The organism is Yersinia sp. SCPM-O-B-9106 (C-191), assembly GCF_026183365.1.
GTDB classification, from domain to species: domain Bacteria; phylum Pseudomonadota; class Gammaproteobacteria; order Enterobacterales; family Enterobacteriaceae; genus Yersinia; species Yersinia rochesterensis.
This window is the reverse complement of the sequence record NZ_CP110791.1, coordinates 341395-354706: the sequence shown is the minus strand read 5'-3', so window position 1 is coordinate 354706 and position 13312 is coordinate 341395. Positions and strand designations below refer to the sequence as shown.

Here is a 13312-nt window from a genome sequence, read left to right as displayed (position 1 = left end):
TGTATTGTCTGTTTCAGATACTATTTAATAATTGATTGGCTTTTTCGGCCGTCGGAGCATATTCAGAGTTAAGATAGCTCATTTCAATGGCAGTTTGTAAGGCTTCTCGGGCATCCGCTCCATTTCCCATGGCCTGTAAACAAACGGCCATTTGATAGACTGGTTCAGGATCTTGCGCCTCTAAAAGTAGTGCACAAGCATAAGCACTCAGCGCTAATGTAAACTCCTGCTGCATTTGCATGGCACCCGCCAAAGCCAAATGAAATTGCGGTTCTAGCGGGCAATGTAATGTCAGCCAAGAAAACTCCTCTATTGCAGCAATATAATTATCCACCAGCCAGGCCTGATAACCTCGTTCATATCTTGTATGCACCTCCTGAGGAGAAACATCCTGACTATCATTCATCATTTGTGTATTAATAATACCTTTGCACGTCAATGTGACATTTATTTTTTCGCAAATAGACTGTAATTTTTCGATATTACCCTCACTCATATTCCCCCTTAGCTAACATCAAATAATAACCAATCATCACCATCAATATTTTTATTGAAAGCACCTTTGGCTATGAGCAACTTAATAAGGCGGCGACGTATTAACTGCAAAGTTGGGTTGGCAATATTATCAACAATCATCATTCTGATTATCGACAGGTCAGTAATACTCATACCTAATTGATGTAATAAATTAAATAATTTTAAAAAATCACCGGGCTGGCCATCATTATTTATGACCTCTAGATGGCAAATAATAAACTCACTGTGCTCAACCCGGTAAATGACACGATAGCCATAATGGAAAAACTCATGACCCATTTTAAATGCACTATTTTCAAAGTAAGCTATTTTGACTGTGCAGCCTTGATTACTTAAGTATTGTTCAGCATTACATGGGTTATATTTCATATATCATAACTTCACAGCCATGGAAATTTGGCCCATCATATTGCTTACGGTATTACACAAATCTTTCATGTTTTGGCGGGCTTCATTCATCTTATCCGACAACTCACTGATATTTTTACTATAAGATTGTGCACCAGTGCTTTGCAGATCACTGGTCATGCGTAGCAAATCAGCATTCCGCGCCATATCTCCTTCAACTAATTTACCGCTACCCGCACCAAGTTGCCCTAGCGCCGAGCCGCTATGTGTCGCAATATCACCGAGTTTTAAACTGGCCGCCGCCCCCACACCGCTAACCACACCCGAGAGAATAGTACAAACACCATTGGCAATGGCACCAGCCGCTGTTTTATCGATAGCTTCCCGCTTATTCTGCATTGAACTTACTTGAATATTCCAACCTAACATTTGTTGCTTTTGATTATAGGTATTCAATAAATCACGCATTTTTTTAAATAAAATATTCATTTGAAAAATGATATTGGACAAATCTGACAAGAAATTGGACAGGTCTGAGGTAAATTTATTTCCTATTTCTTCATTATCTTTTTCAGTGGCAATTTTATTTTGCTCAGGAAAAATTATTTTATGATTTACTGTCATATCCATAATAACCTCTCTATATCAATGAACTCGCAATACTGACCTGCAACATGCCATTCTGGCGGACATTGTCATTGAGTTTTGTCAATGTATCTTGCGCATCCTGGGACGTTTCTTTGAGTTGTTTAAGCTGATGCTGTTTATTTTTCTCTACCCATTCATCCATAAACTGAGTGAAATCTTGATCAAGAATTAATTTTTGAATCTCTTTTTGCAACCCGGAATTCTGAATAGATAACTGGCCATTATTAATTTGTACTGCCGCACTACTGCATTTTTGAATAATCAGTAAAGGTGACGTGGCAATATCTTTTAAAATGGTCTTAATTGATTTTTTCATAATCGCTTTGGTACATTGCCGGCCCAATTCTTCTGTGGTGAGAGTGACCCCTTTTTTTATTGCATCCTGAGCCAGTTTTTTCGTCACCCCACTCACCAGTTTTTCAATGCCTTCGTGGGTAAATGATTTAGTGATATTACGCACCAAAGTCATTTCCGCCTTTACCGCTTGCTTAGCCGCCGTCGACGCCATATTAGAGGCCTCAACCATTTCTATTTCCATCGCTTTCATTGAGATATTACGGCTGACCTGCTGACTCACATCTTTACCGAACTGCCCAGCCAACTGCTCAACTTCTTCAGTCGCTCCGCGTTTGATAGCATCAGTCAGTGCTTCGCCGCCGCCCTTTGTCAGCACATCACCCGCGCCTTGGGTCACCGCACGGGCAGCATTGATTGCGCGGCCCGCCTGAAACAGGTCAATGGCCATAGCAAAACATTCAAAACCAAGTTGGACTTTTCCTGCAACATCAATAACTTCCTGACATTTTTCCTTTGATGCACCCAATAACATTGCCGTTTCTGCTGCGGCTTTAACCAAACCTGCTGTGCCCGCCGCTAAATAAGCGACACCCGAGGTAATGGCGACGGGATCGCCAGTTAATACGCCCTCAACAACCTTCAGCGCGCCATAAACCACTTCGGCAGCCCCGATAATCCAATCAAATACGGCATTGAAAATGCCCGCTTTTTTGGCTTTATCTGCCTGTTCAATCGCCTTATCAATCTGTTTTTGATATTCAGCGACGCGTTTATCGCGCAAGAAAGCCTGCACATCTGTGGCACGTTCCATTTGCTTGCCGATCGACTTGCACAAATCAGAGAAAATCCCAAGATTCAGATTTCCGGCCATCGACATAATGAGTTGCATATCCGTGCTGCCCAGTCGGTCAAGCGAAAGTCGGTTATTGCCCACTTCATTTGAACCCGAGCGCGGTAAAGATGTTAGCAAGCGATCGAGTGCGCCTTGAGCATTTTGTCGCGTCACTTTAGGCGAGTTTGTATTGGCATCTATTAAGGGAGGAAACCCAGCAATACCGCGCCAGTCAGGCATTTTTACCGGCGATAAAGCCGAGCTTTTACCCGCATTCACTATTGCACAATCATTCAGAAAAGTGGCTTTAACACCTATCGCATCGGGCATGTCATACCTCCAACTGTAAAGCCGCTAAGCCGCGCTCGGCTCGTTGTTTCACTTCAGTCCATTCAGTGTGCGAATGGCACCAATTCAATGACATGCGGAAAGCTTTTTCCGCATAAACTCGGTTATTGCAGGCCACATAACATTCTGCAGCAGAACAAGATGGGCGGGGGTCATCGACCTGAATTTGTCCCGCACGACTAAAGCAATAAATTGCCTGATGGAAATCAGCCGTTTGCTGATAACAAGCCCCCAACGTCAGCCAATAAGAGAAATTCCAATGATCCAGTCGCACTAATAGATTTAATAGCTGCTTGGCGCTGTTATATTCCCCTCCCTGGCATAACTGAATGGTGTATTCATATACCAATGCCAAATCTTGTGGGTTCATTTTGGTTAACATGCGCAGAGAACCGCCGCGCCTCATAAAATTAATAACCTCATCACTGGGTTGAATACTCATTTCACACCATCCTTACCCTCGCGATTGAGTTAGCAGAAACTTCGAGCAATCGTCATCAGTAAATCTTTTAAGCCGGTCTGCAATGTACTGATGTTATTGGAGCAAACGTTATAACTTTGCATTATTTTCTGTAACTGCAATTGATCCTGGCTCATGGTGTCCGTGGCCCGGCTCTTCTCATTATCTAATGAAGCTTTCACCGCCTGTAATTGCCCTTTATCCAGCTCTGGGCCATTCTTTTTTAAATACTCATCAATACTCATTCCATCAACGGTAATGCTATTTTTCCGCATAAAATCAATCACCGAATCAGGTAGCGGCTCTTTGGTTTTATCATCCCCTTTTGTCGCTTCGGCAATAACTTCATCAACACGGTTAGACATCTCTTGCGTATCACTGGCATATTTTGAGCGCGCCTGCATCTCTTTAAAATTAGAGCTAGCAATATTAGAAAGCACATCAAGAAATGAGTATAAGACTTTCAATCCCAGACTAAAGATATCATCAGAATCATTAACCGTATAAGGCGAGGAATGTTTAATTACATCATTTTCAGATGGTTTGGCTGCATGTGCGGCAAAATACTTTGGCATATTGATATAAGTATTCGTTGGCATATAGATGCTCCTTCACTCCAATCGGAGTGATATTTAAGGAAATATCGTTACTGAGTATTCTCTGTAGCATTCATGTTTTTAAGCTGTGTTTCTAATTGTTTAAACTGTATGCTCATCTGAGAAATACAATCCATCATCTTGGCTTTTTCTTGTTTAAAACCATCAGGAAAAGCGGCATCCAGTCGTGATAATACTTCTCTTGCTTGACTATCATTATCTGCCCGCTGTTGTAGTAAGTTTATATGCTGTTGAAAAACCTTAAGTTTATCTAAGTCAGACTCTAACTTACTATACCTCCCCTGCAAATCACCCAGCATGTATTGAATAGGGTTACTATCATTCATATAATATATCCTTATCTATTCATGAGATATTAAATTAATTTTGTCTCATTCATTAATCAGTGTCTTTTATATTAACTGCATTTCTTTTAAAAATAGGCATAATAAATTGAATTACTTCTTGTAACGGAGAGTTAAGGTTTCTATGATTTTTTCTGCACTACCCAATGCTAATAACATATCATTAAGATACTTATAATTCTCCGGTGTTTGCTGGAGAGACAACTGATGAATAACTAATGATTTTTCTTTTATTAGCAACGACTTTTTCTGCTGAATGGATAAAGAGTCATACTTAACACAATCTTCCAGGTCCGTAATATGTCTCATCAATTAATTCCCTATTCTCAAAAATCCATCGGTATTTGTACTAAGTTAGATGCTTTTAATAGGGAGATACTCTGCTCTCCAATCAAAATAACCTTATAACCATTTCCCAACACAGCACCTTGCTGCAAACGAACACCATTAGCCAGTTGCACAAATTTTGAATGGCTATTTCCACCATAACTAACAATCGCCGCAGGGAGGAGTTGAGTGGCCTGATCCGAGGCTGGGATATTTTGATATCTGACTGGAAATACATCAGGTTGTTGACTGAGTGTCGCTAGCATTAACCTAAGATGTTGCTGCTGCTCGAGTGACAATACGCCGCTAATAACGATCTCTTTATTACTTTGCGTCATAGTTAGATAACTTAATAATCCCAATTCTTTGAAACGATCAATCAGAAGTGGGATTTGGCCATCATGAGGATTAATAACCGTCCAACCTTTTAAACCTACAATGGCTGCTAATGCTTCCTGAACACTTAACCATTTCGCCCCCATCTCAATAGCACCCTGGATAGCAACATATCCTGTTTTTTTACCGGCCTTAACGTCTATATCCTGATAACCATACTGGTGTAATACCTCACTGACACTGGCAATTAACCTATCATCACAAACTAGTTGATTACGAAATACCACATGGTTCGAAATCAAAAAATTCTGCAACTGGATAACTGCTGGGGATGATGCACAGTGACCGCTCAACACAACACTGCCATCAGCTAGCCAGGCGGCATTTACGCCCTCCAAAGTGGGCCTTTTTAATTGTTCCAATAATTGTGTTGGGATAGAGGGAGGAAGATAAGAAAAAAGCCGATTCGATTGCTGTGTAAACCAAAATATAAAAGAGAATAACAAGCCTAATAAGATAAATGTCGCCACAGATAAGCATAATAACAAGCGAGATCCTGAACGGCGGGTCACTCTTATTCCGCTCAAAACATCTTTCTCCTCGCCGAGCACCAATGCTAAACCCGCTGTTTCAATGACTTGCCGTAAAGGAACGGGTTGTTGTAAATCATGCCGCAAGCCATTAATCCAAACAACACCCGACACCTGTAGCATTATTTGGTTCTCGCTGATTATCAAGGTTAATATTTTCCCCTGATGTAATGGCAATAGCACATCAGCCCCCTGCTCCCCCAGAGTAAACACTCCCTCAGGCAAAATCAGTTCTCGGCCATTGAGTTCACCATCCAATATGCGAAGCTTGAATTGTACTACCATATTATTCCCCTGTGTTAATCGGTACGGCTTTGATTAAAAACAACCGAACAACACTGTGGGATTGCTTATTGGTATTACGAAACAACCCACCTAATAAAGGAATATCACCCAATAAGGGTATTTTATTTTGTGATTCAATTTGTTTATCTTGAATGAACCCACCCAAGAGTAAACTTTGTCCAACCCGCAATGTAGCTTGGGTTGAAATATCTGAGTTTTGTATTTCTGGTAAAGGCTCACTGCTACTGATTGATGCCTGTTGTTGTCCATCCTGAATATTAAGGTTAAGTAGGACTTCTTTCACACCATCAGAGTCAATCATCCTTGGCGTTACTCGTAATAATGAACCGGATGTTATTGACTCAAGTTTTGCCACCTTATCACCTTGCAGTTTTGTATAAAAAGTCACATTTTTATCTAATACTGCTTGGATATTATTCAAGGTAACTACTGATGGGCGAGATAAAACTCGCGCGCGTGAGTTCTTTTGTAACGCATTCAGGCGCACCATAAAGTTTCCGCTATCCCCTATCACGGTGGAGAATCCATTGGCATTATTTTGAGGTTCCCCACTGTTAAATGAGATACCGGTTCCACCAATGGATGTGGATGCTGACCAATCGATACCAAGCTGACTGATATCCCCGGCATCAACATCAATGATCGTCACCGAAATTTCTATTTGGACAGGCCGTAAATCCAACTGTGTAATCAAACTACGATAAAGCGGCATATTCGCCTGGCGATCGCGAATAATAATCGCATTCTGCCGAGGGTCTGCCGAAAAAAGTGGCGTGCTGGCAGGTACACCCTCTGTTTCTTTTTCGCCCCCCAAAGATAGATGATTACCTGCACTCATTTCTCGTAGCACACTAACAAGGCCCGGTAATTTAACTTGTTGGTCCCTATACTGGTAGTTAGAGTCAGCAGCAGAAGCATATTTTAACTGGAAGACTTTCACTGTTTCTTTATTTTGGTTTTGCTCACGAACTTTCGCGGAAAACATTTTAGTCAGAGAACTCACACGCTCAATGCAGACTGGCACCCCCGTAACTTCAATAACATTAAGTTGCGAAATAGCCTTTACAGTACAGTTTTTAGCCGCAGGTACACCACTTTGATTTAGATATTTTATTAAGGAAGCCGTTGACAGGCCTTCAGGAGATATAAGCTCCCTTTTAATAGATTGAGTTTTGTAGAAGTAGAGGATATCACCGTCATAATACCAAGTAATATTGTATAGCCCAGCCAGCTCGGACAATATTTTCTCGGGTGTTTTATCCCGTATTTTGCCACTAAATTTTTCAGTTATTTCTGGGCTAACGAACACAGGAATTCCATAATTTACCCCTAGATCTTGTAATAAATGAGTAACCGTCATACCTCGACTATAAATAAAAAAAGGTTCACCTTGCCAAGGAATATCTTTCCCATTGACTTGAAACATAAAAAAAAACAATATTAAGCCAGCAATTTCTTTCATACAGCCACCTTGCTGACATCTATTTTATGTTCACTTAGAATACGTTTTTTAGGTGCTTTAAGTGGAGTTGCCAATGAGCTAAAGATATCAACTAATTCATTGATTTTATGCAGTTTTATTGATAATTCATGATGTTCATCATCAATGTTTATTCTGTCACTAATAGTATGCCGATACCAAAGCCACCAATCGTTACTCTTAAGTTGTAATGCAAAGTCTTGCGTATCCTCAAGAGCCATTAACATGAGAGAAATATAATAAATCGTCGAGTCGGATATCATTTTTTTTTCAATAAAAAAAAGCCCAATACAAATAGAATGGTCATAATCCATCGCTTTGGCAGGAATACCATTCAATGTAAAGTGCATAATTTGAGTATCTGATAAATTAATATCTTTAATTAACGCCTGCATTTTCAATATTTCTAACATTGACAATAACTCCAGCAACACCACGATTCAATTATCCCCTATAATCAAATCTCCGTTATAAGGTTAAAACCTGATTTACTCATTATTCATAATTAAACGAATCTATAACGAGCAGTAATGAAATCAGTGTAATTCTTGATATCATTTTTAGGCTGTGGCGTACTAAAAAAAACAGTCAGGTGACTTCATGGAAAATTCATCATCACTCGTCACTCGATTGACATTCTTACTCGGTATAACCTTAACGGCTATTTGGCTAATTTCAATTGCCACAACAGCATTCTTTTCATATGAAGATATACGTCAACGGTTAGTAAATGAATTAACACACATGGCGTCATTACGCGCAGATTTAAGCAATTACCAATTTGAAGGGGCTGAACGGGATGCTATCTCGCTGATCAACCGTCAAACTCATCATCAAATGAACTGGGGATTCCCTATACCGCTTAAAGGCGAGAATATGAATAATACTCTCGTTAACTCAATAATATGTAATACCCCACAGTCGAAGCATGACCTTCAAGTAACACAGGCTTATGGCACTTCAGGTCAAACCTATTATCTTGATAGTTTTACGATTAAAAGAAATCAGGGGATTACAATATTTAAACCGCAAGACGCATCTAACGATTATTTGCAGCAACGCCGCAAAGAGCTAATTTTACTCCCTGTGTTTCCCACCCACGATAATATTTTTTGGGGTGCACCCACGTATACAAAAAAAAGTGGCTGGCATGTTTCTGTTGCCGCCTGTGATCAAGAAGGTTCGTTAGCCGGATTCTCATTAAAACTAAATGAATTAGTCACTAATAATCAATCAATTGAGCAGAGAGACATTAACTTATTGCTGGATAAGAATGGTGAGTTATTACCTCTTTATCAACAGAATATACCGTCAAACCAGTTATATGAAATTCTCCGTCAGTTGAAAAATAATCCCTTACATGATGGTTGGCAACAAACACCAGATTATTTAGTGCTAAGAACTCAGCTGAAAGGCCCTGGCTGGCAACAATTAGTTATTTATCCACGAATAGGTTTTGCCTGGGAAGCAGCAAAGCCCTCATTGCATCAACTCCCTTTTGCATTAGCTATTTTGCTGTTACTCACCCTGGCGCTTTCTTTATTACTACGATATTACCTGGCTATTCCCTTATGGAATTTTGTCAATATCATTGGTGCCACTGGCCCACATGCGATGGAGCCGAGATTACCCGTTAAACGCATGGATGAATTAGGTCATATTGCTCGTGCTTACAATAATTTACTAGATACATTGAATGAGCAATACGACACACTAGAAATGAAAGTAAAAGAACGTACACTGGCATTAGCAAAATCTAAATTAGTCGCCGAGCAGGCAAATCATCGTAAGAGTATTCATCTAACAACAATAAGCCATGAAATTCGTACTCCCTTAAATGGAACTCTAGGTGCAGTCGAATTATTACAAAATACCTATCTAACACCTGAACAATATCGGCTAGCAGAAACGGCTAGCCAGTGTTCGCACTCATTGTTGGCGATAATTAATAATCTTTTGGACTTTTCGCGTATTGAGTCTGGACAATTAACACTGTCCCAAGAGAAAACGGCGTTATTACCTTTGCTGGATCAGGCAATGTTAACTATTCACAGCCAAGTTCTCAGTAAGTCTATTGCTCTCTCTACTTATGTCAGCTCAGATATCCCTCTAGAGCTTGAGCTGGATAGTCAGCGCCTAAAACAGATCCTGATTAACCTATTGGGCAACTCGGTTAAATTTACACAACAAGGAAGTATTAGCCTCACTGTTGAACGCAAAGGCCAACAACTCTGCTTTACTGTTGAGGATACCGGCTGTGGCATTGATTTACAGGATCAACAAAAGATATTTCGCCCTTTTATTCAGACTTACGACCATAGGCAAGGGACGGGCCTGGGACTGACTATTGCGGATAATCTGGCCAAAATGATGGGGGGGCACATTACGCTTTACAGCAAACCAAACTCTGGGAGCCGTTTTTCATTAACTCTGCCGTTTAATGGAATAACCCCCGCGATGCCTTTTAAGGGGGAATTCTATGCCCCCCTCTCACCATTACAGACGCAATTATCTGCTTGGGGTATAACCTGCCAATCGAAGAATAGCCAATCTAATTCCCTCCCATTGACGCTGTTGGCGGAGAAAGAATTATGTTACTTACCAGGCCGTTTATATACCAAAGTAAAACAGTATTTGGATAATAAAAGACACGCTACTCCTTACCAGCCAGAAATACGACATACTCTCCCGCTACAACCTTGGCATATGAATATATTGCTGGTCGACGATGCAGAAACTAATCGTGATATTACTGGTATGATGCTACGGCAATTGGGGCATAACATTACGCTGGCGGAGAGTGGCGAAGTGGCGCTGCGTATCGGACAGAGTCAACATTTTGACCTGGTGCTGATGGATATTCGCATGCCAGGCATGGATGGCCTGATGACAACTCAGCGCTGGCGTAATGATGCAATTAATCTGGATAACCGCTGCATGATAACAGCGCTTAGTGCGAACACTAACCCTGACGAAAAAATAAGGGCTTATCATGCAGGGATGAATCATTATATTTCTAAACCCGTCACATTCAGTCAATTAGCTAAGGTTCTGGATCTGACGGCACAATTTCAACTCGAACGTGGGATTAATCTCACTCCACAAATAACTACGCCCCAACCATTATTGAATCTAGCTGACGGCTCACTTCGATTGAAAATATTAAAATCACTACAAGATTTACTGCAACAAGCAAGAAACTCGCTTACTCATACCCCCACATTATCAGACTGTCTTCACACTCTAAAAGGCTGTGCCGGGCAAGCAGGATTAATTGAATTGCAAGACGCCGTTATCCAACTGGAAATAGCCATTGATACTAAGAAAGTAATTACACAGGAAGATATTACCCACCTCGAAGAGATAACCCATTGGCTATTTCAGCCACAAGGCCCCGTGGCACTATTTAAATTATCAGGTAAAGGATTCACTTTATGAACACAAAACTATTAATTGTCGATGATCATGAGCTGATTATTAATGGCATTAAAAATATGCTTGTTGCTTATCCACGCTATCAAATTGTCGGCCAGGCAGATAATGGGTTGGATGTGTATAACTTGTGTCGTCAAACCGAGCCAGACATTGTCATTATCGATTTAGGACTACCCGGAATGGATGGTCTTGATGTCATTATTCAGCTTCTCCGCCGCTGGCCCACCATGAAGATCCTGGCATTGACTGCTCGTCATGAAGAGCATTACGCCAGCAGAACACTCAATAATGGTGCGCTAGGGTATGTTCTGAAGAAAAGCCCACAGCAAATCTTGCTGGCAGCTATTCAAACTGTCGCTGCGGGTAAGCGCTATATTGACCCCGCACTGAATAGCGCCTTACTGAGTAAATTGGCTCAAGGTGGTGAGGCTAATCAAACCATCTTGACGCCACGCGAGCGACAAATATTAAAACTGATCACCGAAGGTTCATGTAATCGTATTATCGCAACTCAACTTTCGATCAGCCAGAAAACCGTTGAAACCCACCGCCTTAATATGATGAAAAAACTGGATGCACATAAAGTCGCTGAACTGATTCACTGGTCATATCGCTTAGGTTTAAATGAATAATGTCCACGAATTAACTACATGCTCATCTTTGGTCGGAACGCCCAATAAAAACCCCCCTGTTAGTCTCGCTCCAACAGGGGGGTTTTAACTGATAAGTAATTTATGATAGGTAGCTATTTTGGGCTGCTAGCTATTTTTGACAAATAATAAAGGGCTTAACCGCTAGCTTTGAACCGGTATCTGTTTCGGCGCAAACAATGCCTTCTCATAAGCCAGGGCTTTCTTATCATCAAACTGATTTTCCCACTTGGCGATTACCAGCACCGCTAATGCATTCCCTACCACATTCAGTGCGGTACGTGCCATATCCAGAATACGATCAACGCCAGCAATAAAGGCCAAACCTTCCAATGGAATACCGACACTGCCTAATGTCGCGAGTAAGACAACAAAAGAGACGCCCGGAACACCGGCGATGCCCTTTGAGGTCACCATCAAGGTCAACACCAGAATAATCTCTTGCCCAAGGGACAGCTCAATACCGTAAAGTTGGGCAATAAATATCGCCGCAATACTTTGGTATAACGTGGAGCCATCTAGATTAAATGAATAACCGGTCGGTACCACAAAACTGGTAATCGCTTTTGGCGCACCATACGCTTCCATTTTTTCGATAATTCGTGGCAATACAGTCTCAGAACTGGCCGTGGAATAGGCCAGAATCAACTCATCCTTCAGAATTCGAATTAATGTCCAAATGCGCAACTTACATAATCGGGCTACGGTACCTAGCACCACCAATGCAAAGAACAGGATGGCGGCGTAAACCAGAACAACTAACTTGGCGAGTGGAATAAGCGATGCAAAACCAAAGTTGGCGACGGTCACCGAGATCAAACCAAACACCCCGATAGGCGCATAACGCATAATCATGTGTGTGACTTTGAACATGCTTTCAGATACAGCTTTAAACACATTCAACAGTGGTTCTTTGGTTTCTTTTGGCAATGAAGACAGCCCTAAACCAAACAACACTGAGAAGAAAATAATTGGCAACATATCGCCTTTTGCCATAGAGGCAAAGACATTGGCAGGGATCAGCGACAAGATAGTACTAACCAAACTGTGGCTACCACTTTGCACTTGTTCAGTGGTTTTTTCATATTGGGAGATATCAACCACGGTCAACGCAGACATATCAATACCGTGCCCTGGCTGGAACACATTCGCCAAGGTGATCCCGACAATAATAGCAACAGTAGTGATCACTTCGAAATAGATGATGGTTTTTAGGCCAATTCGCCCAAGCTTCTTCGCATCACCAACACCTGCGATGCCCACTATCAAGGTTGAAATAACAATCGGCACTACAATCATTTTAATTAAGCGGATAAAAATATCGCCCGCTGGACTTAAAATATTACTAACTAACCACTCTCTTGATTCAATTTGGCTATGCAGAATTGCACCAACCAAAATACCCAACACCAGTGCAATGAGTATTTGCCAGGCCAGACTTATTTTTAAACTTTTCATACCCTAAAAATTCCTCAAAGCATTCAATAAAAGGCAAGTTACCAAGCACCTCAAATAGAATACTTAATCATTAAATACGGGGCTATAGTTGATGAAACCTGTGGTTCAGCCTCCCGCCAGCCGTCCACGTTATAAATCAGTATCATTTCTAGGCACTCCTCTGCAAGCCTTGTTTACACTAAGCCTACATCAGACCTGCGCCGAGTTTCGGTGAAAATAATCATTAATTCCCAGTAAATATTTGTTATTTAAAAAGTAAAATTCATCAATAGCAAATAACAGCTTAACTGGGTAGTAGG

The 13312-nt window shown here is 41.1% G+C and carries 14 protein-coding genes; 2 read left to right on the top strand and 12 right to left on the bottom strand.

The features are described 5' to 3' along the window. Positions 1-13 precede the first annotated feature (13 nt). The 11 genes from OP863_RS01560 to OP863_RS01510 form a co-directional block, all read right to left on the bottom strand. Positions 14-496 (bottom strand): tetratricopeptide repeat protein, encoded by a 483-nt coding sequence (locus OP863_RS01560; RefSeq protein WP_145589675.1) that lies wholly within the window; start codon positions 494-496, stop codon positions 14-16. Between the two features lie 8 nt (positions 497-504). Then, a complete protein-coding gene (locus tag OP863_RS01555; protein ID WP_038637061.1) occupies positions 505-906 on the bottom strand; it encodes a pathogenicity island 2 effector protein SseE in 402 nt (133 codons plus the stop codon). A gap of 3 nt (positions 907-909) precedes the next feature. Then, positions 910-1515 carry a chemotaxis protein gene (locus tag OP863_RS01550; protein WP_145591744.1) on the bottom strand — a complete coding sequence of 202 codons (606 nt, stop codon included), beginning with the start codon at positions 1513-1515 and terminating at the stop codon, positions 910-912. Positions 1516-1525: 10 nt separating this feature from the next. Continuing rightward, positions 1526-2992: a type III secretion system translocon subunit SctE gene (gene sctE / locus OP863_RS01545; RefSeq protein WP_145589678.1), complete on the bottom strand. Its 1467-nt coding sequence runs from the start codon at positions 2990-2992 to the stop codon at positions 1526-1528. A 1-nt stretch (position 2993) separates the two neighbouring features. Beyond that, the gene (locus OP863_RS01540; protein ID WP_145589679.1) at positions 2994-3452 is read right to left on the bottom strand and encodes a SycD/LcrH family type III secretion system chaperone; all 459 of its coding nucleotides are present in this window, start codon (positions 3450-3452) and stop codon (positions 2994-2996) included. Between the two features lie 29 nt (positions 3453-3481). Then, the gene (locus tag OP863_RS01535) at positions 3482-4069 is read right to left on the bottom strand and encodes a chemotaxis protein (RefSeq protein ID WP_145589680.1); all 588 of its coding nucleotides are present in this window, start codon (positions 4067-4069) and stop codon (positions 3482-3484) included. A 47-nt stretch (positions 4070-4116) separates the two neighbouring features. Beyond that, the gene (locus tag OP863_RS01530; protein WP_038637069.1) at positions 4117-4413 is read right to left on the bottom strand and encodes a chromosome partitioning protein ParA; all 297 of its coding nucleotides are present in this window, start codon (positions 4411-4413) and stop codon (positions 4117-4119) included. A 111-nt stretch (positions 4414-4524) separates the two neighbouring features. After that, positions 4525-4740 (bottom strand): EscE/YscE/SsaE family type III secretion system needle protein co-chaperone, encoded by a 216-nt coding sequence (locus OP863_RS01525; protein WP_038637071.1) that lies wholly within the window; start codon positions 4738-4740, stop codon positions 4525-4527. Positions 4741-4757: 17 nt separating this feature from the next. Continuing rightward, positions 4758-5969, bottom strand: coding sequence for a type III secretion system inner membrane ring subunit SctD (sctD, locus tag OP863_RS01520; RefSeq protein WP_038637073.1), 1212 nt, complete (start codon positions 5967-5969; stop codon positions 4758-4760). Between the two features lies 1 nt (position 5970). After that, positions 5971-7452: an EscC/YscC/HrcC family type III secretion system outer membrane ring protein gene (locus OP863_RS01515; protein WP_145587858.1), complete on the bottom strand. Its 1482-nt coding sequence runs from the start codon at positions 7450-7452 to the stop codon at positions 5971-5973. Further along, positions 7449-7883: a hypothetical protein gene (locus tag OP863_RS01510; protein ID WP_145587860.1), complete on the bottom strand. Its 435-nt coding sequence runs from the start codon at positions 7881-7883 to the stop codon at positions 7449-7451. Before OP863_RS01510 ends, OP863_RS01515 begins: the two co-directional genes overlap by 4 nt. A 187-nt stretch (positions 7884-8070) precedes the next feature. Here OP863_RS01510 and OP863_RS01505 point away from each other — a divergent pair, with 187 nt between their 5' ends. Both OP863_RS01505 and OP863_RS01500 read left to right on the top strand, forming a co-directional pair. Next, positions 8071-10908, top strand: a complete 2838-nt coding sequence (locus OP863_RS01505; RefSeq protein WP_265525803.1) for a two component system sensor kinase — start codon at positions 8071-8073, stop codon at positions 10906-10908. Beyond that, a complete protein-coding gene (locus tag OP863_RS01500; protein ID WP_038637077.1) occupies positions 10905-11537 on the top strand; it encodes a two component system response regulator in 633 nt (210 codons plus the stop codon). Before OP863_RS01505 ends, OP863_RS01500 begins: the two co-directional genes overlap by 4 nt. A 162-nt stretch (positions 11538-11699) precedes the next feature. Here OP863_RS01500 and gltP read toward each other — a convergent pair whose 3' ends face one another. Next, positions 11700-13013 carry a glutamate/aspartate:proton symporter GltP gene (gene gltP, locus OP863_RS01495; protein WP_038637080.1) on the bottom strand — a complete coding sequence of 438 codons (1314 nt, stop codon included), beginning with the start codon at positions 13011-13013 and terminating at the stop codon, positions 11700-11702. Positions 13014-13312: the final 299 nt, after the last annotated feature.